This window comes from Pseudomonas sp. NPDC089408 (assembly GCF_044749445.1).
Taxonomy (GTDB): Bacteria; Pseudomonadota; Gammaproteobacteria; order Pseudomonadales; family Pseudomonadaceae; genus Aquipseudomonas.
The window spans coordinates 228,109-253,321 of record NZ_JBIVHY010000008.1 but is presented as its reverse complement, the minus strand read 5'-3'; the positions used below and the strand labels follow the sequence as shown (position 1 = coordinate 253,321).

The 25,213-nt window shown below is 62.2% G+C and carries 24 protein-coding genes and 4 tRNA genes; 22 read left to right on the top strand and 6 right to left on the bottom strand.

What is annotated here, in order from left to right:
• Nucleotides 1-168 precede the first annotated feature (168 nt).
• The gene (locus tag ACIP02_RS16000) at nt 169-747 is read right to left on the bottom strand and encodes a Maf family protein (protein WP_400617776.1); all 579 of its coding nucleotides are present in this window, start codon (nt 745-747) and stop codon (nt 169-171) included.
• 96 nt (nt 748-843) lie between these two features.
• Here ACIP02_RS16000 and ACIP02_RS15995 point away from each other — a divergent pair, with 96 nt between their 5' ends.
• From ACIP02_RS15995 to ACIP02_RS15915, 17 genes are all read left to right on the top strand, one after another.
• Nucleotides 844-1,371 (top strand): YceD family protein, encoded by a 528-nt coding sequence (locus ACIP02_RS15995; RefSeq protein WP_012271159.1) that lies wholly within the window; start codon nt 844-846, stop codon nt 1,369-1,371.
• A gap of 13 nt (nt 1,372-1,384) precedes the next feature.
• Complete coding sequence (gene rpmF, locus ACIP02_RS15990) at nt 1,385-1,567, top strand: 50S ribosomal protein L32 (RefSeq protein ID WP_003247154.1); 183 nt, start codon at nt 1,385-1,387, stop codon at nt 1,565-1,567.
• A gap of 3 nt (nt 1,568-1,570) precedes the next feature.
• The gene (plsX, locus tag ACIP02_RS15985; protein WP_400617773.1) at nt 1,571-2,581 is read left to right on the top strand and encodes a phosphate acyltransferase PlsX; all 1,011 of its coding nucleotides are present in this window, start codon (nt 1,571-1,573) and stop codon (nt 2,579-2,581) included.
• Between the two features lie 276 nt (nt 2,582-2,857).
• Complete coding sequence (gene fabD, locus ACIP02_RS15980) at nt 2,858-3,796, top strand: ACP S-malonyltransferase (RefSeq protein ID WP_400617771.1); 939 nt, start codon at nt 2,858-2,860, stop codon at nt 3,794-3,796.
• Between the two features lie 15 nt (nt 3,797-3,811).
• Entirely contained in the window at nt 3,812-4,552 is a 741-nt protein-coding gene (gene fabG / locus ACIP02_RS15975; protein ID WP_003247160.1) for a 3-oxoacyl-ACP reductase FabG, read from the top strand.
• Nucleotides 4,553-4,755: 203 nt separating this feature from the next.
• The gene (gene acpP / locus ACIP02_RS15970; protein ID WP_400617769.1) at nt 4,756-4,992 is read left to right on the top strand and encodes an acyl carrier protein; all 237 of its coding nucleotides are present in this window, start codon (nt 4,756-4,758) and stop codon (nt 4,990-4,992) included.
• Between the two features lie 187 nt (nt 4,993-5,179).
• Nucleotides 5,180-6,424, top strand: coding sequence for a beta-ketoacyl-ACP synthase II (gene fabF / locus ACIP02_RS15965; protein ID WP_400617767.1), 1,245 nt, complete (start codon nt 5,180-5,182; stop codon nt 6,422-6,424).
• Nucleotides 6,424-7,239, top strand: a complete 816-nt coding sequence (gene pabC, locus ACIP02_RS15960; RefSeq protein ID WP_400617765.1) for an aminodeoxychorismate lyase — start codon at nt 6,424-6,426, stop codon at nt 7,237-7,239. Before fabF ends, pabC begins: the two co-directional genes overlap by 1 nt.
• Before the next feature lie 4 nt (nt 7,240-7,243).
• The gene (gene mltG, locus ACIP02_RS15955) at nt 7,244-8,464 is read left to right on the top strand and encodes an endolytic transglycosylase MltG (protein ID WP_400617763.1); all 1,221 of its coding nucleotides are present in this window, start codon (nt 7,244-7,246) and stop codon (nt 8,462-8,464) included.
• Between the two features lie 9 nt (nt 8,465-8,473).
• Entirely contained in the window at nt 8,474-9,106 is a 633-nt protein-coding gene (tmk, locus tag ACIP02_RS15950; protein ID WP_400617761.1) for a dTMP kinase, read from the top strand.
• A complete protein-coding gene (locus ACIP02_RS15945) occupies nt 9,099-10,085 on the top strand; it encodes a DNA polymerase III subunit delta' (RefSeq protein ID WP_400617759.1) in 987 nt (328 codons plus the stop codon). Before tmk ends, ACIP02_RS15945 begins: the two co-directional genes overlap by 8 nt.
• Before the next feature lie 30 nt (nt 10,086-10,115).
• Nucleotides 10,116-10,898: a TatD family hydrolase gene (locus ACIP02_RS15940; protein WP_400617757.1), complete on the top strand. Its 783-nt coding sequence runs from the start codon at nt 10,116-10,118 to the stop codon at nt 10,896-10,898.
• A gap of 699 nt (nt 10,899-11,597) precedes the next feature.
• Complete coding sequence (locus ACIP02_RS15935) at nt 11,598-12,233, top strand: TetR/AcrR family transcriptional regulator (protein ID WP_400617755.1); 636 nt, start codon at nt 11,598-11,600, stop codon at nt 12,231-12,233.
• Nucleotides 12,234-12,392: 159 nt separating this feature from the next.
• Entirely contained in the window at nt 12,393-13,361 is a 969-nt protein-coding gene (locus ACIP02_RS15930; protein WP_400617753.1) for a GTP 3',8-cyclase MoaA, read from the top strand.
• A 66-nt stretch (nt 13,362-13,427) separates the two neighbouring features.
• Entirely contained in the window at nt 13,428-14,033 is a 606-nt protein-coding gene (locus ACIP02_RS15925) for a DUF4823 domain-containing protein (protein ID WP_400617751.1), read from the top strand.
• 10 nt (nt 14,034-14,043) lie between these two features.
• Nucleotides 14,044-14,604, top strand: a complete 561-nt coding sequence (locus ACIP02_RS15920) for a DUF1285 domain-containing protein (protein WP_400617749.1) — start codon at nt 14,044-14,046, stop codon at nt 14,602-14,604.
• A gap of 217 nt (nt 14,605-14,821) precedes the next feature.
• Nucleotides 14,822-15,238: a cupin domain-containing protein gene (locus tag ACIP02_RS15915; protein ID WP_400617747.1), complete on the top strand. Its 417-nt coding sequence runs from the start codon at nt 14,822-14,824 to the stop codon at nt 15,236-15,238.
• Here ACIP02_RS15915 and ACIP02_RS15910 read toward each other — a convergent pair.
• The 3 genes from ACIP02_RS15910 to ACIP02_RS15900 form a co-directional block, all read right to left on the bottom strand.
• A complete protein-coding gene (locus ACIP02_RS15910; protein ID WP_400617745.1) occupies nt 15,187-16,500 on the bottom strand; it encodes a nucleoside deaminase in 1,314 nt (437 codons plus the stop codon). The two genes, ACIP02_RS15915 and ACIP02_RS15910, sit on opposite strands and share 52 nt — an antisense overlap.
• A gap of 114 nt (nt 16,501-16,614) precedes the next feature.
• Nucleotides 16,615-16,690 (bottom strand) — tRNA-Asn (locus ACIP02_RS15905).
• 62 nt (nt 16,691-16,752) lie between these two features.
• A complete protein-coding gene (locus ACIP02_RS15900; protein WP_400617743.1) occupies nt 16,753-17,949 on the bottom strand; it encodes an amino acid aminotransferase in 1,197 nt (398 codons plus the stop codon).
• A 287-nt stretch (nt 17,950-18,236) separates the two neighbouring features.
• Here ACIP02_RS15900 and uvrB point away from each other — a divergent pair, with 287 nt between their 5' ends.
• Nucleotides 18,237-20,252, top strand: coding sequence for an excinuclease ABC subunit UvrB (gene uvrB, locus ACIP02_RS15895; protein WP_400617741.1), 2,016 nt, complete (start codon nt 18,237-18,239; stop codon nt 20,250-20,252).
• A gap of 134 nt (nt 20,253-20,386) precedes the next feature.
• Here the strand turns inward: uvrB and ACIP02_RS15890 are convergent, their stop codons facing one another.
• On the bottom strand, nt 20,387-21,877 hold the full coding sequence (locus ACIP02_RS15890) for a DHA2 family efflux MFS transporter permease subunit (protein WP_400617788.1): 1,491 nt from the start codon (nt 21,875-21,877) through the stop codon (nt 20,387-20,389).
• 49 nt (nt 21,878-21,926) lie between these two features.
• Nucleotides 21,927-22,982 (bottom strand): HlyD family secretion protein, encoded by a 1,056-nt coding sequence (locus tag ACIP02_RS15885; RefSeq protein WP_400617739.1) that lies wholly within the window; start codon nt 22,980-22,982, stop codon nt 21,927-21,929.
• A 143-nt stretch (nt 22,983-23,125) separates the two neighbouring features.
• Here ACIP02_RS15885 and gltX point away from each other — a divergent pair, with 143 nt between their 5' ends.
• The 4 genes from gltX to ACIP02_RS15865 all read left to right on the top strand — a co-directional run bounded on the left by gltX (nt 23,126) and on the right by ACIP02_RS15865 (nt 25,195).
• A complete protein-coding gene (gene gltX / locus ACIP02_RS15880; RefSeq protein ID WP_400617737.1) occupies nt 23,126-24,607 on the top strand; it encodes a glutamate--tRNA ligase in 1,482 nt (493 codons plus the stop codon).
• Nucleotides 24,608-24,842: 235 nt separating this feature from the next.
• A tRNA-Ala gene (locus ACIP02_RS15875) sits at nt 24,843-24,918 on the top strand.
• Between the two features lie 72 nt (nt 24,919-24,990).
• Nucleotides 24,991-25,066, top strand: a tRNA-Glu gene (locus ACIP02_RS15870).
• 53 nt (nt 25,067-25,119) lie between these two features.
• Nucleotides 25,120-25,195, top strand: a tRNA-Ala gene (locus ACIP02_RS15865).
• The last annotated feature ends 18 nt before the right edge of the window (nt 25,196-25,213 follow it).

Here is a 25,213-nt window from a genome sequence, read left to right as displayed (position 1 = left end):
GGCGGTCGCGCGCGCCTGGCACAGGATGGACTGGCCCGAAACAAACGTAGGAGCGGCTTTAGCCGCGAAGCGCCGCGCGGGCGGCGCTCGATCTCACAGGCGCTGCAAATGTTTCGGCGAACACCTGCGGCGCTCGATTTCCCAGGCGCCACAACCCTCAAGCCAGGCTCAAGGAACCACCACCCCTTCCTTGCTCAACATATCCACCAACCTAATCAACGGCAGCCCGATCAGGCTGGTCGCATCGCACCCGTGCGTGCTCTGGAATAAACTCACCCCCAACCCCTCCGCCTTGAAGCTGCCCGCGCAATCCAGCGGCTGTTCCGCCGTCACATAGCGCTCCACTCGCTCGCGGCTCAACTCGCGCAGGGTTACGGTAAACGGCACGCAATCCACCTGGCATTGCCCGGTGGTGCTGTTAAGCAGTGCCAGCCCGGTCAGGAAGCTCACCTGCTGCCCGCTGCATTCCAGCAACTGCTCGCAGGCCCGTTCGAACGTATGCGGCTTGCCCAGCACCTGTTCACCCAGCACCGCCACCTGGTCCGAACCGATGATCAGGTGCCCGGGGTGGCTGCCCGCCAGTGCCTCGGCCTTTTGCCTGGCCAGCCGGCGCACCAGCTCTACGGCCGGCTCGTCAGTCAGGCGCTGCTCGTCTATATCGGGGCTTGCCCAGGTAAAAGGCAGGCGCAGGCGAGCGAGCAGTTCGCGGCGATAGGTAGAGCTGGAAGCCAGTAGCAGAGGAAGCATGGTAGACTCCTGAATCAGTTGAATAAATTCTATCACGCACGATGCCGCCTAATTTCCTTTGACAGGGGCGGGGGGCATCCCTAGAATGCTGCGCCTATGTTGAATGACCCGATTCCACCTCACGTTGACCCGCGCAAATTAGCCGATCGTGGCGTAACCCTTAACGGTTCGCTGCAACTCGCTGATTTGGAAAGACTCTGCGACCCGCTTTCCGACAATGTCGGTACGGTGCAGGCGAAGTTCGATTTTGAACGAGATGAACAGCACGTGGTGGTTATCCACTCCGAGCTGGACGTCGAAGTCAAGATGGTTTGCCAGCGTTGTCTTGAGCTGGTCACCCTGCCGATCCACAGCGAATGTACTTACGCCGTGGTGAAGGAGGGTGCGAATACCCAGTCGTTGCCGAAAGGCTATGACGTGCTGGAACTGGGCGAAGATCCTTTGGATCTGCAGGCGCTGGTCGAGGAGGAGCTTTTGCTCGCCTTGCCAATCGTGCCTGCTCATCATCCGGAAGAATGCCAGCAGCCGGCGGGCGCAGACGAGCCCGATTCGAGCAAGGACGAGGTATCGCGGTCCAACCCGTTCAGTGTTTTGGCGCAGTTAAAGCGTGACCCAAACGTTTAGGAGTTAATCAATTATGGCTGTTCAGCAGAACAAAAAATCCCGCTCTGCCCGTGACATGCGCCGTTCGCACGACGCCCTGTCGGAAAACGCGCTGTCGGTAGAGAAAACCACCGGTGAAGTTCACCTGCGCCACCACGTTTCGCCAGAAGGCGTATACCGTGGTCGCAAAGTGGTCGACAAGGGCGCTGACGAGTAATCCTTGTCCGCTCAGATCATCGCGATCGACGCAATGGGCGGGGACTTCGGTCCCCGCAGCATTGTTCAGGCTAGCATTGCCTGCCTTTCTGCTACCCCCTCGCTGCACCTGACCCTCGTCGGTCAACCCTCCCTCCTTGAAGATCTTGTCAGTGGCCTTGCGGCTGCGGATCGCGCGCGCCTGCAGATTGTCGCCGCCAGTGAGGTGATCGGCATGGACGAGCGGCCCTCCCAGGCGTTGCGCGGCAAGCCGGACTCGTCGATGCGCATTGCCCTCGAGCTGGTGCGTGATGGCAAGGCCCAGGCCTGTGTCAGTGCCGGCAATACCGGGGCGCTGATGGCGCTGTCACGTTTCGTGCTCAAGACACTGCCGGGCATTGATCGGCCGGCCATGGTGGCGGCGATCCCGACCCAGGCCGGTTACTGCCAGCTGCTCGATCTGGGTGCCAATGTCGATTGCAGTGCCGAGAACCTTTACCAGTTTGCCGTGATGGGTTCGGTGGCCGCCCAGGCCTTGGGTGTGCATCGACCGCGCGTGGCGCTGTTGAACATCGGCACCGAGGACATCAAGGGCAACCAGCAGGTCAAGCTGGCGGCCAGCCTGTTGCAGAATGCCCGTGGGCTCAACTATGTAGGCTTTGTCGAGGGTGACGGGCTGTACCGTGGTGAGGCTGACGTGGTGGTGTGCGACGGCTTTGTTGGCAATATCCTGCTTAAGTCCAGTGAAGGCCTTGCGACCATGATTGCTGCGCGTATCGAGCAGTTGTTCAAGGGCGGCCTGTTGTCGCGGGCTGCCGGGGCGGTGGCCATGCCATTGCTCAAACGTCTGCAGGCCGACCTGGCGCCGGCGCGGCACAATGGGGCGAGCTTTCTGGGGTTGCAGGGCATCGTCATCAAGAGCCATGGTTCGGCGGGGGTGCAGGGGTTCCAGAGTGCCATTCAGCGGGCGTTGATCGAGATTCAGGAGAATCTGCCGCAGCGTTTGCATGGGCGCTTGGAGGACCTTCTGCTTTAGCTTGTACCGGCCTCTTCGCGGGTAAACCCGCTCCCACATGGAGGGTGCAGTCCTGTCACAGGAATTGTGCAAGATTCAAGGTCGGTACGGTCGTTGTAGGAGCGGGTTCACCCGCGAAAGGGCCGTCACTGAAGGAACAAAGACCTTAGGCATATCGCCAATGAAGTGCTTAAATGTGACCGCTTGGTCTGCGTCTTCATCCAAGCTTTCAGATTCCGCGCCCGGCCCAAGGCCTGGCGCACCCTATCCGACGACAAGATCATAAGGGCTTGTTCAATGTCTGCATCTCTCGCATTCGTCTTTCCCGGTCAAGGTTCCCAGTCGCTGGGCATGCTCGCCGAGCTCGGCGCCGAGAAGCCAGTGATCATCGAGACCTTCAAGGAAGCCTCCGCAGCGCTCGGCTACGACCTGTGGAAGCTGGTTCAGGAAGGCCCGGAAGAGCAACTTAACCAGACCGACAAGACCCAGCCGGCCATCCTCACCGCGTCCATCGCGCTGTGGCGCCTGTGGCTGGAGGAGGGCGGCGCACAGCCGGCCTTCGTTTCCGGTCACAGCCTGGGCGAATACAGCGCCCTGGTCGCTGCTGGCAGCATCAGCTTGAAAGACGCCGTTCGCCTGGTCGAGCGCCGCGGTCAGCTGATGCAGGAAGCAGTACCGGCCGGTCACGGCGCCATGGCCGCCATTCTCGGCCTGGACGACGCCGTGGTCGTGGAAGTCTGCGCCGAAGCGGCTGAAGATGAAGTGGTCAGTGCCGTCAACTTCAACTCGCCAGGCCAGGTGGTCATTGCCGGCAACAAGGCTGCGGTAGATCGCGCCATGGAACTGTGCAGGGCCAAGGGCGCCAAGCGCGCCCTGCCACTGGCGGTCAGCGTGCCGTCGCATTGCGCCCTGATGAAGCCGGCTGCCGAGCGCTTTGCCGAGGCGGTCAACGCCATCGAGTGGAAGGCCCCGCAGATCCCGTTGGTGCAGAACGTCACCGCCGCCGTTGCTGCCGACCTCGATACCCTCAAGCACGACCTGCTGGCGCAGCTGTACCAGCCGGTGCGCTGGGTCGAGTGTGTGCAGACCCTGGCTGCCAATGGTGCGGTCAACCTGGTCGAGTGCGGCCCGGGCAAGGTCCTGGCTGGCCTGAACAAGCGTTGCGCCGAGGGCGTGACCACCTACAACCTCAATACCCCTGACGCCGTTGCCGCCACCCGCGCGGCACTGGCCTGATTTGGAGAAGCTTGCATGAGCCTGCAAGGTAAAGTTGCACTGGTCACCGGCGCTAGCCGTGGCATTGGCCAGGCCATTGCCCTCGAGCTGGGCCGCCAGGGCGCGACCGTGATCGGCACCGCCACTTCGGCGTCCGGCGCCGAGCGCATCGCCGCCACCCTGAAAGAACACGGCATCACCGGCACCGGCATGGAGCTGAATGTGACCAGTGCCGAATCGGTTGAAGCTGTACTGGCCGCCATTGGCGAGCAGTTCGGCGCCCCGGCCATTCTGGTCAACAACGCTGGCATCACCCGTGACAACCTCATGCTGCGCATGAAAGACGACGAGTGGTTCGACGTCATCGACACCAACCTGAACAGCCTCTACCGTCTGTCCAAGGGCGTGCTGCGTGGCATGACCAAGGCCCGTTGGGGTCGTATCATCAGCATCGGCTCGGTCGTCGGTGCCATGGGTAACGCTGGCCAGGCCAACTATGCGGCTGCCAAGGCCGGCCTGGAAGGCTTCAGCCGCGCCCTGGCGCGTGAAGTGGGCTCGCGTGGCATCACCGTCAACTCGGTGACCCCAGGCTTCATCGACACCGACATGACCCGCGAGCTGCCAGAAGCGCAGCGCGAAGCCCTGCAGACCCAGATTCCGCTGGGCCGCCTGGGCCAGGCCGACGAAATCGCCAAGGTGGTTTCGTTCCTGGCTTCCGACGGTGCAGCCTACGTGACCGGCGCCACCGTGCCGGTCAACGGCGGGATGTACATGTAACACTGCAACTCAATGTGACGGATTTCGTAAAAAAAGAGTCATACTGCGAGCCTAAAATCCGTTATAAAGCTGCAACCAGATTCCAGGCAGGGGGTGCGGTGACTAGCCTGAAGGTGCGTTTCGCTTGAAAAGCGAACGTCTTTCTATAAAATTAGCCACCGGCCAGCTGCCTGACATATATCCATTAGGAGTGAAAACTAGGTATGAGCACCATCGAAGAACGCGTCAAGAAAATCGTCGCCGAGCAACTGGGCGTCAAGGAAGAAGAAGTGACTAATTCCAAGTCCTTCGTCGATGACCTGGGTGCCGATTCGCTTGACACCGTTGAACTGGTGATGGCTCTGGAAGAGGAATTCGAGACCGAAATCCCTGACGAAGAAGCCGAAAAGATCACTACCGTTCAAGCTGCCATCGACTACGTCCAAGCTCACCAGGGCTAAGACGCTCCAGTCGACGCTACTTGTCGGGGAAAACCGCACTGCCTTCGCCGGCGTGCGGTTTTTTCTTTGCGAGCGCCCCGCATTTTCCAGGCCGCTTCGTTCACCGCGCACCAAGAGCCTGTTGCCATTCCATTCCAGCGCTTGAATGCAATGGCAAGAGACTCTGTTATTAGAAAAGGAGAGTACTGTGTCGCGTAGACGCGTCGTGGTCACCGGTATGGGTATGCTGTCGCCACTGGGTACCGATGTACCGAGCACCTGGCAGGGCATTCTGGCTGGCCGCAGTGGCATTGGTCCGATCGAACACACGGACCTGTCTGCCTACTCCACCCGTTTTGGCGGCTCGGTGAAAGGCTTCGAGGTTGAGCAGTACCTGTCGGCCAAAGAGGCCCGCAAACTCGACCTGTTCATCCAGTACGGTCTGGCGGCCGGTTTCCAGGCGGTGCGTAATGCCGGCCTGGAGGTCACCGACGCCAACCGCGAGCGGGTTGGCGTGGCCATGGGCTCGGGTATCGGCGGTTTGACCAACATCGAAGAAACCAGCCGTACCCTGCACGACTCGGGGCCGCGCCGTATTTCGCCGTTCTTCGTGCCGGGCTCGATCATCAACATGATCTCGGGCTTCCTGTCGATCCACCTGGGCTTGCAAGGGCCGAACTACGCCATCGCCACCGCCTGCACCACCGGCACCCATTGCATCGGCATGGCCGCGCGCAATATTGCCTACGGTGAAGCTGACGTGATGATCGCCGGCGGTGCCGAAATGGCCGCTTGCGGCCTGGGCATGGGCGGTTTCGGTGCCTCGCGTGCGCTGTCGACCCGCAACGATGAGCCAGCCCGTGCCAGCCGCCCCTGGGACAAAGGCCGTGACGGCTTCGTGCTGTCCGATGGCGCCGGTGCCCTGGTGCTCGAAGAGCTGGAACACGCCAAGGCCCGTGGTGCGACCATCTATGCCGAGCTGGTTGGCTTTGGCATGAGCGGTGACGCCTACCACATGACCTCGCCACCCGAGACCGGCGAAGGCGCTGCCCGCTGCATGGCCAACGCCCTGCGCGATGCTGGCATCCAGCCAGAAGAGGTCAGCTACATCAACGCCCACGGCACCTCGACCCCTGCGGGCGACGTGGCCGAAGTGGCGGCGATCAAGCGTGTGTTCGGCGAGCATGCCTACAAGCTGGCCGTCAGCTCGACCAAGTCGATGACCGGCCACCTGCTGGGTGCCGCAGGCGCGGTGGAGGCGATCTTCAGCGTGCTGGCCATCAACAGCCAGATGGCGCCGCCGACCATCAACCTGGATGAGCCGGACGAAGGTTGCGACCTCGATTTTGTGCCGCACCAGGCGCGCAGCATGCCGATCGACGTGGTGTTGTCCAACTCGTTCGGCTTTGGCGGCACCAACGGCTCGCTGGTGTTCCGCCGGTTCGCCGGTTGATGCACAGCTGGATCGATGGCCAGCCGGCGACTGCAGTCAACCTGCAGAACCGCGGCCTGGCCTACGGCGATGGCCTGTTCGAGACCATTGCCGTGCGCGGCGGCCGCCCCAGCTTGCTGGACGGCCATCTCGCACGCCTGGCGCTGGGCTGCCAGCGCCTGGCAATCAGCGCCGACCTGGCGCTGGTGCAGGACGAGTTGTTGCGCTTTGCCAGCCAGCTCGGTGATGGCGTGGTCAAACTCATCCTTACCCGTGGCGATAGCCTGCGCGGCTATGCGCCGGTTGCCGGTGTCGCGCCGCGGCGTATCCTGCAAGGCAGCCCATTACCCAGCTATCCTGTCGAGCATGCCGAGCACGGCGTGCGCTTGTTCGCTTGCCAGACCCGGCTTGGGGAACAACCGTTGCTTGCCGGGCTCAAACACCTCAACCGCCTGGAGCAGGTGCTGGCCCGCGCCGAATGGCAGGACAGCGAACATGCCGAAGGCCTGATGCGTGACGGGCAGGGCAGGGTGATCGAAGGGGTGTACAGCAATCTGTTCCTGGTGCGCGATGGTGCACTGCTTACCGCCGACCTCAGCCGCTGCGGCGTGGCCGGCGTTATGCGTGGCGCGTTGCTGGAACAGGCGGCGCTGTCGGGCATTGCGGCGCAGGTCTGCGACCTCTCGTACAGCGCGCTGGAGCAGGCCGATGAAGTATTTGTTTGCAATAGCGTCTACGGTGTCTGGCCCGTGCGTGGCGTAGCCGCGCTAAACTGGTCGCCGGGCCCGCTTACCCGAAAACTGCAGGCCGTTGCCCGTACGTTACTGGAAACCTGAATTCGTGAGACGTAAATTCCTGCTGCTGCTGGAAATGGGTCTGATCATCGCTGGCCTGGCCTTGGGTTGGTCGGCCTGGAAGATCAACTCGGTCCTGGAGCAGCCTTTGCACGTGACGCAGGAGCGCCTGCTCGACGTGCCCAATGGCACCACCCCCAACCGCATGTTCTACCGCATGCAAACGGAAGGGTTGCTCGACGACGCTGTCTGGTTGCGCTTGTACTGGCGCTTCAACATGGCCGGCACACCCCTGCACACCGGTGAGTATCGCCTTACCCCTGGCATGACCGTCGAGCAGCTGTTCGATGCCTGGCGCCGCGGCGACGTGGTGCAATACAACCTGACCCTGGTCGAGGGTTGGACCTTCCGCCAGGTGCGCTCGGCCGTGGCCAAGCATGAAAAGCTCAAGCACACCCTGGAGGGCCTGTCGGACGCCGAAGTCATGGACAAGCTCGGCCATACCGGCGTGTTCCCCGAGGGCCGCTTCTTCCCGGACACCTACCGCTTCGTGCGCGGCATGAGCGACGTCGAGTTGCTGCAGCAGGCCTACATGCGCCTGGACGAAGTGCTGGCCAAGGAATGGGCGGCGCGCGCCACCGACCTGCCGTACCGCGACCCGTACCAGGCGCTGATCATGGCGTCGCTGGTAGAAAAGGAAACCGGTATTGCGCAAGAGCGTGGGCAGATTGCGGGCGTGTTCGTGCGGCGCCTGCGCCTGGGCATGATGCTGCAGACCGACCCGACGGTCATCTACGGTATGGGGGAACGCTACAACGGCAAGATCACCCGCGCCGACCTGCGCGAGCCTACGCCGTACAACACATACACCATCACCGGCCTGCCGCCGACACCGATCGCGATGGTCGGCCGCGAGGCGATCCACGCAGCGCTGAACCCGTCCGAGGGTACCAGCCTGTACTTCGTCGCCCGTGGCGATGGCAGCCATGTGTTCTCCGACGATCTTGATGACCACAATTCGGCAGTGCGTGAGTTCCAGCTCAAGCGCCGGGCTGGCTACCGTTCCAGCCCCGCACCGCAGCAACAGGCTCAGCCGGATGCCGATGACAGCGGTCAGCCGCCGAGCGACGACGACGCGCAGCAACAAGAGTCGCCTGCTATGGATGAGCCGGTCCCGCAGCCAGCCCCTGCTCAACCGCCCGCCCAGGGTGCCCCAGCGGGTGGTGCGCAAGCGGCTGAGCGGCCGACGCCTGACGAACAATATTAAGGACTGCCTGTGAGCGGCTTGTTTATTACTTTGGAAGGCCCCGAAGGCGCGGGCAAAAGCACCAACCGTGACTACCTGGCGGCGCGTTTGCGCGAGCACGGCCTGGACGTGGTGCTGACCCGAGAGCCCGGTGGTACTCCGCTGGCTGAAAAGGTGCGTGAGCTGCTGCTGGCGCCCAGCGACGAAAGCATGGCGGCCGACACCGAACTGCTGCTGGTGTTCGCCGCGCGCGCCCAGCACCTGTCGCAGGTGATCCGCCCGGCACTGGCCCGTGGCGCGGTTGTCTTGTGCGACCGTTTTACCGATGCTACCTATGCCTACCAGGGCGGTGGTCGCGGCCTGTCGGTCGAGCGTATCGCCACCCTGGAGCAATTTGTCCAAGGCGACCTGCGCCCGGACCTGACCCTGGTCTTCGACCTGCCGGTCGAAGTGGGCCTGGCCCGCGCTGCTGCGCGTGGCCGCCTGGACCGTTTCGAGCAGGAAGGCCAAGCGTTCTTTGAAGCTGTGCGCCAGGCTTACCTGCAGCGTGCCCAACGCGAACCGCAGCGCTACAGCCTGCTTGATGCTGCGCAATCCCTGGAGGCTGTGCAGCGTGCCATCGACGCCCTGTTGCCGGCCATCGTGGAGCGTTGCCGTGGCTGAGGCCTACCCCTGGCAGCAGGCGCTCTGGCAGCAATTGGCCGGGCGTAGCCAGCATGCCCATGCCTACCTGCTGCACGGGCCGCAGGGCATCGGCAAGCGGGCCATGGCCGAGCGGCTGATGGCCCGCCTGTTGTGCCAACAGCCCCAAGGCCTTGACGCTTGCGGCACGTGTAAGTCGTGCCTGTTGCTGAAGGCCGGCAGCCACCCGGACAATTTCGTCCTCGAGCCCGAAGAAGCCGACAAGCCGATCAAGGTTGACCAGGTGCGAGAGCTGGTGGCTTTCGTGGTGCAGACGGCCCAGTTGGGCGGGCGTAAGGTGGTGTTGATCGAGCCGGTGGAGGCGATGAACGTCAACGCTTCCAACGCACTGCTTAAAAGCCTTGAAGAGCCTTCTGGCGATACCGTGCTGCTGCTGGTCACGCACCAGCCCAGCCGCTTGTTGCCGACCGTCAAAAGCCGCTGCCAGCAAGTGGCCTGCCCGCAGCCGAGCCTGGCCCAGAGCCAGGCCTGGCTGGCGGGTGCGCTGCCCGACAGCGACGAGGCCGAGCGCGACGAACTGCTGACCCTGGCCGCCGGTTCGCCGCTGATGGCGGTCAGCCTGCAGGCGCAGGGTGTACGCGAGCAGCGTGCGCTGGTGACTGACGGGGTGAAGAAGTTACTCAAGCAACAGCAATCGCCCAGCCAACTGGCCGATGCCTGGAAGGCTGTACCGATGTTGAGGGTATTCGACTGGTTCTGCGATTGGGCGCACCTCATTCTGCGCTACCAGTTGACCCAGGACGAGGAGGGGTTAGGCTTGGCCGATATGCGCAAGGTGGTGCAATACCTGGCGCAGAAGAGCCGTCAGGCCAAGGTATTGGAGGTGCAGGCGTGGATCCTCGAACAACGCCAGAAGGTGCTGGGCAAGGCCAACCTTAATCAAACCCTGTTGCTAGAATCGCTGCTGGCCCACTGGCTGCAACTGCCGGGCGCCCGCTGATTTCCCATTTTCCATGTGTGCCGTTATCCCATGCTCGTAGATTCCCATTGCCACCTTGACCGTCTTGACCTCAGTGCCCATCAGGGCTCGCTCGATGCTGCGCTGCAGGCGGCGCGTGATCGCGGGGTGGGGCATTTCCTGTGCATTGGCGTCAGTGCCGAAAACGCCGGTGCGGTCAAGGCATTGAGCGAGCAGTACGCGGATGTCGACTGTTCGGTGGGTGTGCACCCGCTGGACCTGGCGCCGGGCGAAACACCGGCGCTGGAATGGCTGCTGCGCGAACTGGCCCATCCCCATGTGGTGGCGATTGGCGAAACCGGGCTGGACTACCACTACGAGCCTGAAGCTGCCGAATTGCAGCAGGCCTCGTTCCGCCTGCACCTGGAGGCTTCGCGGCAGACCGGCAAGCCAGTGATCGTACATACCCGGGCGGCGCGCGCCGATACCCTGGCGTTGTTGCGCGAGGCCAATCTGCCGCAGGCGGGTGTGCTGCACTGCTTTACCGAAGACTGGGACATGGCCAAGGCGGCGCTGGATCTGGGCTATTACATATCGCTGTCTGGCATCGTTACCTTCCGCAATGCCGATGCCCTGCGGGAAGTGGCGCGGCAAGTGCCGGTCGACCGCTTGCTGGTAGAGACCGATTCGCCGTACCTGGCGCCGATTCCGTACCGCGGCAAGCCGAACTTGCCGCAGTATGTGCGGGAGGTGGCGGAATATGTGGCTTCGCTGCGCGGGGCCAGTTATGAGCAGTTGGCGGAGCAGACTACGGCGAACTTCAAGCGCCTGTTCCCGTTGGCGCGGGTGGCCTGACTTTCTAGGCTTTGGCGTTGTGTGAGGGCCGCCAGGTGCCTGGCACAACCCTTGCAGCGCCTGGGAGATCGAGCGCCGCCCGCGCGGCGCTTCGCGGCTAAAGCCGCTCCTACGTTTGTTTCTGGCCAGTTATGCCTGTGGCATTTGCGCGCGTACTCCTTGGCGCACGCCTCGATATCGCGTCGTACTAACAAGGCGGTCGCGCGCGCCTGGCACAGGCGATACTGGCCCGAAACAAACGTAGGAGCGGCTTTAGCCGCGAAGCGCCGCGCGGGCGGCGCTCGATCTCATAGGCGCTGAAAATGTTTCGGTGAACACCTGCGGCCCTCTCACCATCCCCCGAAAACCCCACCCCAGCGCAAATCCCCCTTAAACACACAAAAAAAACCCGGGTTCTGGGGGAGGAATCCGGGTTAAGACCATTAGGAGTAAAACAAAGGTACGCGGTCCCTGAGCACCTTTATCGGCGCGCCACTTGGGGGGGATGCGCCGCGCCAACACTTCAAGTATTGGCCAGGTTTGGCGCAGTGCCAGTGCATATTGGTCGTTTTTTAAACAAATTTGGAATACGACAGCGTTTCATTCCTCCCGCAACGCATGGCCGTAAGCATCGTGAAACACAGACATGCGTGGATGATCCGTGCAATTTCCCGCAAGTTAGGCATAATAAACCGCTTCGATTGTCATCCAGTCCTTCCCATGCAGAAAGAACCTCGTAAGGTCCGTGAGTTTCGCCGTCGCGAACAGGAAATCCTCGATACCGCGCTCAAGCTGTTTCTCGAGCAGGGTGAAGACAGCGTCACCGTCGAGATGATCGCCGACGCCGTGGGCATCGGCAAAGGCACGATCTACAAGCACTTCAAGTCCAAGGCGGAAATCTACCTGCGCCTGATGCTCGACTACGAGCGCGACCTGAACGAGCTGTTGCACTCGGCCGACGTCGACCGCGACAAGGAAGCCCTGTCGCGCGCCTACTTCGAGTTCCGCATGCGCGACCCGCAACGCTACCGGCTGTTCGACCGCCTTGAAGAAAAGGTGGTCAAGGGCAACCAGGTACCGGAGATGGTCGAGCAACTGCACAGCATCCGCGCCTCCAACTTCGACCGCCTGACCCAACTGATCAAGGGCCGTATCAGCGAAGGCAAACTCGAAGACGTGCCACCGTACTTCCACTACTGCGCCGCCTGGGCGCTGGTGCACGGCGCCGTGGCGCTGTACCACTCGCCGTTCTGGAGCAATGTGCTGGAGGACCAGGAAGGCTTCTTCCAGTTCCTGATGGACATCGGCGTGCGTATGGGCAACAAGCGCAAACGCGACCCGGAACCGTCGGTGTAGGAGCGGCTTTAGCCGCGAACACTGGCGTAGCCGGTGCCATCCACCGCCCTTTCCACAACAGCAATGCGGTACTGACACCGGTAACGTGTGCAGGGCTTGCAAAAACCTGATTTATGAGTCAGCTTTTGCCAGCCCCCATCATCCATGCCGGAGTCATCCATGATCGTCGATCGTCAAGGCAGGCGATTTCGTAACCTGCGTGTCAGCCTGACGGCTGCCTGCAATTACGCCTGCACCTACTGCGTACCCGACGGCAAGCGCCTGGTGGCAGCTCAGGATGAACTGTCGGCAGACGCCTTGGCCCGTGGCGTGGCCTACTTGATCGAAGCCGCCGGCATCGAGCGCCTGCGTATCACCGGTGGTGAACCACTGGTCACCCCGCGCCTGGATGCCTTTCTGGCCGCCGTGGCCAAACTCGACCTCGACGACATCTCGCTGACCACCAATGGCCAACTGCTAACGCGCAAGTTGTCGCAACTGCAGGCGGCTGGTATTCGTCGGCTGAATGTTTCCCTCGATACCCTCGACCCGCAGGCTTTTCGCCAAATCGCCAGGGGCGGCGACCTGGCCAGTGTGCTGGACGGGATGGAGCAGGCCAGTGCGTTGGGCATGCAGGTCAAGGTGAACATGGTGCCGATGCGCGGGCAAAACCTCGACCAGGTACTGCCGCTGCTGGATTACTGCCTGGAGCGCGGCTTCGAGTTACGCTTTATCGAATTGATGCGCATGGGCCACCTGGCCGGTGACCGCAATGCCTTCCTGCAGCAGTTTGTCGGCCTCGACCCACTCTTGGCGCTGATCGGCAGCAAGCATGCCTACGCCCAGGTGGATGCGCCGCTGGATGCTACGGCCATGCGGTACCACATCCCCGGCAAAGGCCACTTTGGCGTCATTGCCAACGAAAGTGTGCCGTTTTGCCGTACCTGCTCACGGCTGCGCCTGTCGTCCACCGGCTGGCTGCATGGCTGCCTGTCGTCGAGCAACCGTCACTTCATTGGCGACCTGCTGGAAAAGCCGCGTCATCAGGCACTACCGGCCTTGCAGCGGTTGCTGGTCAAGGCCTTGGCAGACAAGCAGGACCTGGCGTTCTCGGGTGGCGTGACGGTCATGAAAGTGATCGGCGGCTGAAGCTGGCGCAAAAGCTGCATCCGCCGGCTATTCGCCGGTTTTTCGTCGCCGGTCACTGGAGGAAAGATGCGTAGCCTGGTCTTGCTGCTGGCGCTGATGGCGCTGGGCGGCTGCATGAATGTCAGCGATATGGGCGAGGGTGTCCGCTATCACATGAGCGATGCGGGGCTGCTTGACCACAGCGAAACCCGCCGCACCCTGTCGATCCGACTGCAGCCGGACTCGTTCATCTTCATCGGCCAGGGCGCGTTCGTACCGCCGGGCAAGGGGCCGGTGCCGCGGCAGAACGCCGTGGCCGAGCAGGCCTTCAAGAGCTTTGTCGAGTACTTCCCGCTGGTACGCCGCGCCCAAGGCCCGTTGGGCCTGGAAGAGGCTGTTGCCCAAGCCCGCTCGGTGGGCGCCGACTACGTGCTGTACACCCGCTTCGCCCGCACCGACGACCGCATCGGCAACGGCGACGAGTGGTATGACGAACAGGCCGTCGACCGCCTGGGTTGGGACAGTGGGGTGGTGCAGATGATGCTGATCGAAACCAATACCCGCTACCTGATCGACACCGCGCGTATCAAGAGCCGTGGCGGTTTGTTGACGTTCCACGACAAAACCCCCGAGGATTTGCTTGGTGCGCCAATGCGCGAGTACGCTCGTAGCCTTCTGGGCATGAGTGAATGAGGCAAGCGTGATGAGCGACTCCGGCAAGGCCAATGACCTTCTGGCGCAGATCCCCAAGGCCAAGGGCCTGCCACCGGTGCATCTGTGGAACCCGGATTTTTGCGGCGACATCGACATGCGCATCGCCCGCGACGGTACCTGGTACTACCTGGGCACGCCGATCGGGCGCAAGCCGATGGTGCGGCTGTTCTCCACCATCATTCGCCGCGATGGCGATGACTATTTCCTGATTACCCCGGTAGAGAAGGTTGGCATTCGTGTCGACGATGCGCCGTTCGTGGCGGTGATGCTGGAGGTGCAGGGGGGGGGCGAGCAGCAGGTGCTGCGCTTTACCAGCAATGTCGAGGACCAGGTCGAGGCCGGGCCGGGCAACCCGCTGCGGGTAGTGATCAACCCGGTGACGCAGGAGCCATCGCCGTATGTGCTGATGCGCAGCAACCTTGAGGCACTGATACATCGCAATGTGTTCTATCAGTTGGTGGAGCTGGCGGTGCCGCGGGAGATCGACGGTGAGGAATGGCTTGGGGTGTGGAGCCAGGGTGAATTTTACCCGATCGGGCGTAGTAGCTGACTTCGTTGTTGCCTGTATCGGCCTCTTCGCGGGTAAACCCGCTCCCACAGGGTATTCACAGATTTCAAGGGTTGTACCGGGCTTGTGGGAGCGGGTTTACCCGCGAAGAGGCCGGCACAGGCGAAAAATCGGCCCCCTGCTTTTCCCCCGAATTGGCCATTTGTCATCAGCCCCTCAGGGCCTAACCTGCAGGCATCTGCCCTCCAGGAAAAAGCCCATGAAGCCCCTAGTCATCATCCTTTTCGCCCTGCTCGCCGCCCAGACCTCAGCTTGGGCCCACGGCGATGTCGCCGACAAAGTCAGGGTCCTGCAGCAACAACAGCCCTCCAACGCCCCGGGCAAAACCGCCGTCATGCTCACTGTCAGCTACGCCCCCGGTGAAGCATCGCCCGCCCACCAGCACCCAGGCGCCGTCATGGCCTACGTACTGGAAGGGGCGGTGGTATCGAAGCTGAATGACGAGCCGGAGAAAACCTACAAGGCCGGAGAATACTGGTACGAAGCACCCGGCACCGTGCACAGTGTGTCGCGCAACGCCAGTAAGACCCAGCCAGCCAAGCTGCTGGTCTGGAGCCTGGTCGATCAGGGGCGCGAAGTCACCATACCCCTTTCGGCAACAGGTTCAGCACGCTGAGCCTGAGCCAGGCCGCTGGATACTGCCTCGATCAAAGCCTCATCGTGTACCTGACAAGGCGCAACCTCAACGTTGCTGGTATAGAACGGCGGTAGGCGTTGTGCCAGTTGGGCTACAGCCTTGGCGGTGCAGCCGGCAGGGAGCATTACGTACTGCAGGCTGGAAGGAAATGACGGTAGCGTGTGTCGTTCTACCGTTGAGCCATATGCGCCCAGCGTCATGACTGCTTCGCTCTCGGCGGGGTTTGGAAAGCGCAACAGGATGAACGTGCAGTGACGTGGGTGAGGCAGGTATTGAAGCGCTTCGTCTCGAACAGCCGATTCTTCGTTGTTCATCAGTCGCCAGCGCAACGCAGCGTAACTGCGCGTGGTCTCCATGAAAGCAGTACGTATGGGGGAGTGCTGTTCTGCCCCGGCCAGGCACGCCAGTAGATTGCCGAATGGGTCCAGCATGGCTACGGCATTACCCGATACGCTCTGCAGGGCAGTGTCCAGCAGCGGTTCGGCCAGTTCGAGGCCAGGTATGCGCGGGTTTTCGCTTTTTACGCGCAGGCTCCACCGGCTCAGGCTTTCTAGGGCTTGGCGTACTGTGCTCAAGGCGGGCAGGGTGGCGGGGTCTTTCAACGCAGAAGGGGTCAAGCCCGTGCTGCTGCTTTCGTCGTGCACCAGGTTGACGCTGGCTTCGAACACGGAGCGGGTAAGGCTCAGGGTCGCTGCGTCAATGCATTCGCCAGCATAGACTGGCCCGTTCACTGAACCCACGTAGCCACGGTCCCAGGGGGTGCCAACGGCGTAGTAACCCCACGTGGCTTGTGCGCGCAATCGCGGCCCTGCAGGCAGGCTTGGGAAATCGAAGCGGCCGTTATAATTGATTCCGGCAAAGCTATCGTGCGCACTTACCGCTACGTTGAAGCCGGCCGTGATCAACGCCCCCGCGCACATTGCACAGGGGTCGAGTGACGTAATGACGGTCAGTTCATGGGTGGGGGGAAGGCCAAGTGCGTGCTGATTGTCATAATACCAGTCGACCAGTTGCCGTTCGCCGTGTGCCGTCGGGTCATGGAGCCGGTAGGGTGGTTGTGCCTGGCTCCCCGCGAAGGGCTTGAGCACCTGATTGTGCAGGGCGACCACTATTTTGCCAGTGGCGTTTTCGATGATGCAGCCGCCCACTGCAAAGGTGCCCTGGTGGTCGGCGAACAGGGCTTGCCGGGCGCTGATGGCCACCGCTTGCTGGGCGTCTAGGGCGAAATCGTTGGCTGACATGCAGGCTTGTACTCGTCAAAAGGTTTAGACGATACAGTAACCAAGCGTTCGTGCGGGTAAAGGAAGCCTACAAAAAAACCTCCAGATGCTGACGCACCTGGAGGTTTCAGTATTTGGCTCCGCGACCTGGACTCGAACCAGGGACCCAATGATTAACAGTCATTTGCTCTACCGACTGAGCTATCGCGGAATCTGCGCGTATCTTACTGATTATCAGGGGGAAGTCAAGCCACCCCCTGACAAATCAAGCAGTTACAGCACTTCCACGATGGCCTTGGTGACCACGTGAATGTTGCTCTGGTTCAGCGCGGCCACGGCGATGCGGCCGGTGTCCAGGGCGTAGATGCCGAAATCGTTCTTCAGGCGGGCGACCTGCTCTACGGTCAGGCCCGAGTAGGAGAACATGCCGACCTGGCGACCGACGAAGCTGAAGTCGCGGTTGGCGCCGTATTCGGCCAGCAGCGAAACCATCTGCTTGCGCATGCCGTGAATGCGCTCGCGCATTTCGGCCAGCTCGGTTTCCCACATCTGGCGCAGTTCGGCGCTGTTCAGCACGGTGGCAACGATGGTTGCGCCGTGGGTTGGCGGGTTGGAGTAAGTGGTGCGGATCACGCGCTTGACCTGCGACAGCACGCGGGTGCTCTCGTCTTTCGAGGCGGTGACCACCGACAGTGCGCCCACGCGCTCGCCGTACAGCGAGAACGACTTGGAGAACGAGCTGGAAACGAAGAACTCCAGGCCGGATTCTGCGAACAGGCGCACGGCGAAGGCGTCTTCGGCGATACCGTCACCAAAGCCCTGGTAGGCCATGTCGAGGAACGGTACGTGGCCCTTGGCCTTGACCACTTCCAGCACGTTTTTCCAGTCTTCCAGCGTCAGGTCGACGCCAGTCGGGTTGTGGCAGCAGGCGTGCAGTACCACGATCGAGCCGGATGGCAGGGCGTTGAGGTCTTCGAGCATGCCGGCGCGGTTGACGTCGTTGGTCGGCGCGTCGTAGTAGCGGTAGGTCTGCACCGGGAAGCCAGCAGATTCGAACAGTGCGCGGTGGTTTTCCCAGCTCGGGTCGCTGATGGCAACCACGGCGTTCGGCGAGATACGCTTGAGGAAGTCGGCACCGATCTTCAGTGCGCCAGTACCCCCGACGGCCTGCACGGTGACCACGCGGCCAGCGGCCAGCAGTGGCGATTCGGCGCCGAACAGCAGCTTTTGCACGGCCTGGTCGTAGGTCGCGATACCGTCGATCGGCAGGTAGCCGCGCGAGGCGTGCTGGGCGGCACGCTGGGTCTCGGCTTCGATCACGGCGCGCAGCAGCGGAATGCGGCCTTCCTCATTGCAGTACACGCCTACGCCCAGGTTGACCTTGTCGGTACGTGGGTCGGCGTTGAATGCTTCGTTGAGGCCCAGGATAGGGTCGCGGGGTGCCAGCTCGACAGCGGAAAACAGGCTCATTGTTACTTCGGCTCTGATTGGAGAGTGATAGGGCGTACACGCTCCAGCCGAATGCACTGAAGCGGTGCACAAACGGGGAGTCAGTATAGTGATACCGACCGGTCACCGCGACACTCTGGCGCAGCTTTTCCGGCGATTTACGCAAATATTTTTTGACCATTGGTCTAATTGCCCGGTCCACCGTAATACCCGTTCACAGGTATGCGGTGAAAGCGCCCCCTGGCGGGCGCATTTGGGTATAGACTACTGGCTAAATTTACAGTTGCTGCAGCACCGCGAGGTCCGTCATGTCCGAGTTCCAGCTCGTCACCCGTTTCCAGCCGGCCGGCGACCAGCCCGAGGCCATCCGCCAGATGGTCGAAGGCATCGAGGCGGGGCTGTCGCACCAGACGCTGCTCGGGGTGACCGGCTCGGGCAAGACCTTCAGCATTGCCAACGTCATCGCGCAGGTGCAGCGCCCAACCCTGGTGCTGGCACCGAACAAGACCCTGGCCGCGCAGTTGTACGGGGAGTTCAAGGCATTCTTCCCCAACAACGCAGTGGAGTATTTCGTTTCCTATTACGACTACTACCAGCCGGAAGCCTACGTGCCGTCATCGGACACCTTCATCGAGAAGGATGCCTCGATCAACGACCACATCGAGCAGATGCGCCTTTCGGCGACCAAGGCGCTGCTGGAGCGGCGCGATGCGATCATCGTCACCACCGTGTCGTGCATCTATGGCCTGGGCAGCCCCGAGACCTACCTGAAAATGGTCCTGCACGTCGACCGCGGCGACAAGCTCGACCAGCGCGCGCTGCTGCGCCGCCTGGCCGACCTGCAATACACCCGCAACGAAATGGACTTTGCCCGTGCCACCTTCCGCGTGCGCGGTGATGTGATCGACATCTTCCCGGCCGAGTCTGACCTGGAGGCGATCCGCATCGAACTGTTCGATGACGAAGTGGAGAACATTGCCGCCTTCGACCCGCTGACCGGCGAAGTTTTCCGCAAGCTGCCGCGGTTCACCTTCTATCCCAAGAGCCACTACGTCACCCCGCGGGAAACCTTGCTGGAGGCGGTGGAGGGCATCAAGGAAGAGCTCAAGGATCGCCTGGAGTACCTGCACAAGGCCAACAAGCTGGTCGAAGCCCAGCGCCTGGAGCAGCGCACCCGCTTCGACCTGGAAATGATCATGGAGCTGGGTTACTGCAACGGCATCGAAAACTACTCGCGCTACCTGTCCGGGCGCCCGGCCGGGGCTCCACCGCCGACGCTGTACGACTACCTGCCGCCCGATGCGCTGCTGGTGATCGACGAGTCCCACGTCAGCGTGCCGCAGGTCGGTGCCATGTACAAAGGCGACCGCTCACGCAAGGAAACCCTGGTCGAGTACGGCTTCCGCCTACCGTCGGCGCTGGATAACCGGCCCATGCGTTTCGACGAATGGGAAGATGTAAGCCCGCAGACCATCTTCGTCTCCGCCACCCCGGGGCCCTACGAGGCCGAGCACGCCGGGCGCGTGGTGGAGCAGGTGGTGCGCCCGACCGGGCTGGTCGACCCGCAGGTCGAGATTCGCCCGGCGCTGACCCAGGTCGACGACTTGCTGTCGGAGATCCGCAAGCGTGTCGCCGCGGGCGAGCGGGTACTGGCTACCACGCTGACCAAGCGCATGGCCGAGGACCTCAGTGATTACCTGGCCGATCACGATGTGCGGGTGCGCTACCTGCATTCGGACATCGACACCGTGGAGCGGGTGGAGATCATCCGCGACCTGCGCCTGGGTACCTTCGACGTGCTGGTGGGGATCAACTTGCTGCGTGAAGGTTTGGACATGCCTGAAGTGTCGCTGGTGGCCATTCTCGATGCCGACAAGGAAGGCTTCCTGCGTTCCGAGCGCTCGCTGATCCAGACCATTGGCCGTGCGGCGCGTAACCTCAATGGCCGGGCAATCCTGTATGCCGACAACATCACCGGCTCGATGCAGCGCGCGATAGACGAAACCGAGCGCCGCCGCGAGAAGCAGATCGCCTTCAACGAAGCCAACGGCATCGTGCCCAAGGGTGTGGTCAAGGACATTACCGACATCATGGAAGGCGCCACCGTGCCCGGCGCGCGCAGCAAGAAGCGCAAGGGCATGGCCAAGGCGGCAGAAGAGAGCGCCCGTTACGAAGCCGAACTGCGCACGCCGGGCGAGATCACCAAGCGTATCAAGCAGCTGGAAGAGAAGATGATGCAGTTCGCCCGCGACCTGGAGTTCGAGGCCGCGGCGCAGCTGCGCGACGAGATTACCCAGTTGCGCGAGCGGTTGATTACCAGCTGATTTTTATATTGCTTGTACTGGCCTCTTCGCGGGTAAACCCGCTCCCACAGGTACAGCGCAGGCCTTGAAACCTGTGCAAAAACCCCGTGGGAGCGGGTTCACCCGCGAAGAGGCCGGCGCAGACAAAAGCTAACTCAATGAGCTTCCCCAGCCTTCAACCCCTGCGGCAACTTGCGGGTCAACAGCACCGCCACCATGCTCACCGCCAAGCCAATCCCGACAAAATGGAAGGCATCGTTGTAAGCCATGATCAACGCCTGCTGGTGGGTAATCTCACTCAATTTGCCCAGCGCCGCATTGTCACTGCCTAAACGCTCCGCCAGTTGCGCCAGGCGCTCCGCCACCTGCGGGTTGTTCGGCACCACCGCTTCGCGCAGGTAATCGAAATACACCTTGGTCCGCGCATCCAGCAGGGTGGCCAGCAAGGCAATGCCAATTGCCCCGCCCAGGTTACGCAGGATATTGAACAGGCTCGACGCCGACCCGGCATCCTGTTGCTGGATATACGCCGTGGCAATCAGCGAAATGGTCACCATGATCATCGGCTGGCCAAGCGCGCGGATGATCTGGATCTGGTTGAACTGTGGCCCGGCAAAGTCCGGGTTGAGCACCCCCGAGCCGAAACTGGCAGCGCCGAACAGGCAGAACCCCAGCGCGCACAGCACCTTGGGCGGAATCACCTTCATCAGCTGCGGCACCAGCGGGATCAGGAACAGCTGCGGCACCCCCATCCACATGATTACCTCGCCAATCTGCAGCGCGTTGTAGCCCTGTACCTGCGCCAGGTACAGCGGCAGCAGGTAGATTGACCCGTACAGCCCCACGCCCATGCCCAGGCTGGCGATGCTCGACAGGCCGAAGTTGCGGTTGCCGAGAATTCGCAAATTGATCAGCGGGTGTGGCTTGGAAAACTGCAGGATGACGAAGGTGATCAGGCTGACCAGCGCAACACTGCCCAGGCCGACGATCAATTGCGATTCCAGCCAGTCCTTGCGGTGGCCTTCTTCCAGAAATACCTGCAGGCAGCCCAGGCCCACGCCCAAGGTGAAGATGCCCGCGTAGTCCGTGCTTTTCAGCAGCTCCCAGTGCGCCTCCTTTTTTTCCAGCCCGTACAGCAAGCCAGCGATCATCACCAGGCCCGGCGGGATGTTGATGTAGAAGATGTACTCCCAGCCCCAGTTCTCGGTTAGCCAGCCACCCAGGGTGGGGCCGATGGACGGGGCGAAGGTGGCGGTCATGGCGAACATCGCCATGCCCTTTGCACGGTGGTGTTCGGGCAGCTTGATCAGGGTCAGGGTGAAGGCCAGCGGGATCAGCGCGCCGCCGGTAAAGCCCTGCAAGGCGCGGAACAGGATCATGCTTTCCAGGTTCCAGGCCATTGAACACAGCAACGACGACAGCAGGAAACCGGCGGAAACCCACACCGCCAGCCGCCGCGCCGACAGCAGCTGCACCAGCCAGGCGGTCAGTGGGATCATGATGATTTCCGCCACCAGGTACGAGGTGGAAATCCACGAGCCTTCTTCCAGGGTGGCCGACAGCGCGCCCTGGATGTCCTTGAGTGAGGCGTTGGTGATCTGGATGTCCAGTACCGCCATGAAGGCGCCGAGCATCACGCTCATCACTGCGATCCAGTCGCGACGGGTGGGCTCCGCCGTGGGGCGCAGCAGCTGATCACCGGCCATCGTGGCCTTCGTCCTGGTTGCGCAGGTCGACAGTGGCGGTGACCGACATGCCCGGGCGGATGCGCCCGTGCAGGGGGTTGTCGGCGCGGAAGGTGAGCTTTACCGGGATGCGCTGTACCACCTTGGTGAAGTTGCCGGTGGCGTTGTCCGGCGGCAGCAGGCTGAACTGAGCGCCCGAGGCGGCGAACAGGCTGTCGACGCGGGCTTCGATGGGGGTGTCGGGGTAGCTGTCGAACAACAGTTCGGCGCGCTGGCCCGGCTGCATGTGGCCAATTTGGGTTTCCTTGAAGTTAGCCTGCACCCAGATGTCTTCGTCGGGCACGATCGACAGCAGGTAGGCGCCGGCCTGCACCACCTGGCCATTGCGCGCATTGCGCTGGCCGATGGTGCCGCTGATGGGCGCGCGGATTTCGCAGCGGGTCAGGTTAAGTTCGGCCTGGGCCAGGTCGGCGCGGGCGTTGGTGATTTGCGCATCGAGGCGCTTGAGGTCGGCATTCAGCGCGTTGACTTGCTGGCGCTGGCTTTGCAGGTCGGCGCGGGCTTTGTCCACCTGGGAGCCGGCGACATGGCTGTCGGCCGAAAGGGTGGTGACCCGCTCTTCGGAAACATAACCCGGCTTGCGCAGTTTTTCTGCACGGCTCAGGTCCAGCCGTGAGCGGTCGAAGGTGGCCTGGTTGGCCGCCACCTGGGCCTGACCGGCGGCGATCAGGCTGCCTTGCTGGGTCAGGCGGCTTTGCGCCTGGGCGTACTCGGCTTCGCGGGTGGCCAGGGCAGCACGGGCGCGCTCGATCGCCAGCTCGAAATCGGCAGCCTCCAGGCGCACCAGCAGGTCGCCTTGGTTGACATGCTGGTTGTCCTCGACCGGCACGCTGTCGATTCGGGCGCCGAGCTGGCTGGAAATGCGGGTGATTTCGCCCTGCACGTAGGCGTTGTCGGTGCTCTCGTAGAAGCGGCCCTTGAAGTACCAGTGGGCCAGGAAGGCGAGGGCGATGATGGCCACCAGGGTGAAGAAGATCGCCAGGCGGCGTTTGAGTTGGGCAGGCATGGGGGCTAGGGTTCCAGAAATGTAAATAAATTTAACAGCGCCGCAGGGGCTGTCGACAAGTGACGTTCGCGCCATTGCTGGAGCCCGGTGCCCGCCACCTGCTACCATTCCGCCTTTGTTTCATCTTTCGTTCGAGACTCTCCATGACCACCGTACGCACGCGTATCGCGCCATCGCCTACCGGCGACCCCCATGTCGGCACTGCCTACATCGCCCTGTTCAACTACTGCTTTGCCAAGCAGCACGGCGGTGAGTTCATCCTGCGCATCGAAGACACCGACCAGTTGCGCTCCACGCGCGAGTCGGAGCAGCAGATCTTCGACGCCCTGCGCTGGCTTGGCATCGAATGGAACGAAGGCCCGGACGTCGGCGGCCCGCACGGCCCGTACCGGCAGAGCGAGCGTGGCGAGATCTACGCCAAGTACGCCAAGGAGCTGGTTGACGCCGGCCACGCCTTCTACTGCTTCTGCACCGCCGAAGAGCTGGAGCAGATGCGCGCCGAACAGCAAGCCCGTGGCGAAACCCCACGCTACGACGGCCGTGCCCTGTTGCTGAGCGCCGAAGAAGTACAGCGCCGCCTGGACGCTGGCGAGCCGCACGTGATCCGCATGAAGGTGCCGAGCGAAGGTATCTGCGTGGTGCCGGACATGCTGCGTGGCGATGTCGAAATCCCGTGGGACCGCATGGACATGCAGGTGCTGATGAAGAACGACGGCCTGCCGACGTACTTCCTGGCCAACGTGGTCGACGACCACCTGATGGGCATCACCCATGTGCTGCGTGGCGAAGAGTGGCTGCCATCGGCGCCCAAGCTGATCAAGCTGTACGAGTACTTCGGCTGGGAGCAGCCCAAGCTGTGCTACATGCCGCTGCTGCGTAACCCGGACAAGTCCAAGCTGTCCAAGCGCAAGAACCCGACCTCGGTCACCTTCTACGAGCGCATGGGCTTCATGCCTGAAGCGATGCTCAACTACCTGGGCCGCATGGGCTGGTCGATGCCGGACGAGCGCGAGAAGTTCTCGCTGGCGGAAATGGTCGAGCACTTCGACCTGTCGCGTATCTCGCTGGGTGGCCCGATCTTCGACATCGAAAAACTGTCCTGGCTCAATGGCCAATGGCTGCGCGAGCTGCCCGTCGAAGCATTCGCCACGCGCCTGCAGAAGTGGGCGTTCAACAGCGACTACATGATGAAGATCGCACCGCACGTGCAGGGCCGGGTGGAAACCTTCAGCCAGGTTGCGCCGCTGGGCGGGTTCTTCTTCGAAGGCGCGCTGAAGCTGGATGCCAAGCTGTTCGAAAGCAAGAAACTGTCGGCCGACCAGGTGCGCCAGGTGATCCAGCTGATCCTGTGGAAGCTCGAAAGCCTGCGCCAGTGGGAAAAAGAGCGCATCACCGGTTGCATCCAGGCCGTGGTCGAGGCGCTGGAGCTTAAGCTGCGTGACGCCATGCCGCTGATGTTCGCCGCCATCACGGGCCAGGCGAGCTCGGTATCGGTACTGGACGCCATGGAAATCCTCGGCCCCGACCTGACCCGCTACCGCCTGCGCCAGGCCCTGGACCTGCTGGGTGGCGTGTCGAAGAAAGAAAACAAAGAGTGGGAAAAGCTGCTGGCGTCGATTGCCTGACAGCATTCCCCAAACCCTGTAGGGGCGGGTAAACCCGCTCCCACAGGGCTCACTGTTCCGCTTTTAGAGGGGGCAGGGCGGTAAGTGATTGTTATCTGTGAAAAATTTTTTGATTATTTTTGAAAATTCGTTTGACAGCCCTGCAATCCGATCTTAATATGCGCCCCGTCCACAGCGATGAACGAGAACGAAGCGCCAGGCACCCAGCCAGCGATTCGGTTCAAAGCGACATTGTGGGGCTATAGCTCAGCTGGGAGAGCGCCTGCATGGCATGCAGGAGGTCAGCGGTTCGATCCCGCTTAGCTCCACCAAATTCCGCTTAGCAGCCATGGCTGGTAAGCAAGACCGGGTCCAGCAACCGGGTCTTGAAGGTAAGAAGGTTCGTCCCCTTCGTCTAGTGGCCTAGGACACCGCCCTTTCACGGCGGTAACAGGGGTTCGAGTCCCCTAGGGGACGCCAGTTTTGCACAAGCGATGTTTCATTATGTCGCTGGGCCGCGAGGCTAAAAATCCGGGGCTATAGCTCAGCTGGGAGAGCGCCTGCATGGCATGCAGGAGGTCAGCGGTTCGATCCCGCTTAGCTCCACCAATTTTGCCGCGGTTCGCG

Excerpts from the sequence above, each read along its gene's own strand:
- fabG (WP_003247160.1), top strand. The coding sequence starts at position 3,812 with ATGAGCCTGCAAGGTAAAGTTGCACTGGTCACCGGCGCTAGCCGTGGC.
- gltX (WP_400617737.1), top strand. The coding sequence starts at position 23,126 with ATGACCACCGTACGCACGCGTATCGCGCCATCGCCTACCGGCGACCCC.
- ACIP02_RS15935 (WP_400617755.1), top strand. The coding sequence starts at position 11,598 with ATGCAGAAAGAACCTCGTAAGGTCCGTGAGTTTCGCCGTCGCGAACAG.
- ACIP02_RS15915 (WP_400617747.1), top strand. The coding sequence starts at position 14,822 with ATGAAGCCCCTAGTCATCATCCTTTTCGCCCTGCTCGCCGCCCAGACC.
- pabC (WP_400617765.1), top strand. The coding sequence starts at position 6,424 with ATGCACAGCTGGATCGATGGCCAGCCGGCGACTGCAGTCAACCTGCAG.
- uvrB (WP_400617741.1), top strand. The coding sequence starts at position 18,237 with ATGTCCGAGTTCCAGCTCGTCACCCGTTTCCAGCCGGCCGGCGACCAG.
- ACIP02_RS15910 (WP_400617745.1), bottom strand. The coding sequence starts at position 16,500 with ATGTCAGCCAACGATTTCGCCCTAGACGCCCAGCAAGCGGTGGCCATC.
- ACIP02_RS15885 (WP_400617739.1), bottom strand. The coding sequence starts at position 22,982 with ATGCCTGCCCAACTCAAACGCCGCCTGGCGATCTTCTTCACCCTGGTG.
- ACIP02_RS15900 (WP_400617743.1), bottom strand. The coding sequence starts at position 17,949 with ATGAGCCTGTTTTCCGCTGTCGAGCTGGCACCCCGCGACCCTATCCTG.
- ACIP02_RS16000 (WP_400617776.1), bottom strand. The coding sequence starts at position 747 with ATGCTTCCTCTGCTACTGGCTTCCAGCTCTACCTATCGCCGCGAACTG.
- acpP (WP_400617769.1), top strand. The coding sequence starts at position 4,756 with ATGAGCACCATCGAAGAACGCGTCAAGAAAATCGTCGCCGAGCAACTG.
- ACIP02_RS15940 (WP_400617757.1), top strand. The coding sequence starts at position 10,116 with ATGCTCGTAGATTCCCATTGCCACCTTGACCGTCTTGACCTCAGTGCC.
- rpmF (WP_003247154.1), top strand. The coding sequence starts at position 1,385 with ATGGCTGTTCAGCAGAACAAAAAATCCCGCTCTGCCCGTGACATGCGC.
- ACIP02_RS15920 (WP_400617749.1), top strand. The coding sequence starts at position 14,044 with ATGAGCGACTCCGGCAAGGCCAATGACCTTCTGGCGCAGATCCCCAAG.
- ACIP02_RS15995 (WP_012271159.1), top strand. The coding sequence starts at position 844 with ATGTTGAATGACCCGATTCCACCTCACGTTGACCCGCGCAAATTAGCC.
- ACIP02_RS15930 (WP_400617753.1), top strand. The coding sequence starts at position 12,393 with ATGATCGTCGATCGTCAAGGCAGGCGATTTCGTAACCTGCGTGTCAGC.
- ACIP02_RS15925 (WP_400617751.1), top strand. The coding sequence starts at position 13,428 with ATGCGTAGCCTGGTCTTGCTGCTGGCGCTGATGGCGCTGGGCGGCTGC.
- fabD (WP_400617771.1), top strand. The coding sequence starts at position 2,858 with ATGTCTGCATCTCTCGCATTCGTCTTTCCCGGTCAAGGTTCCCAGTCG.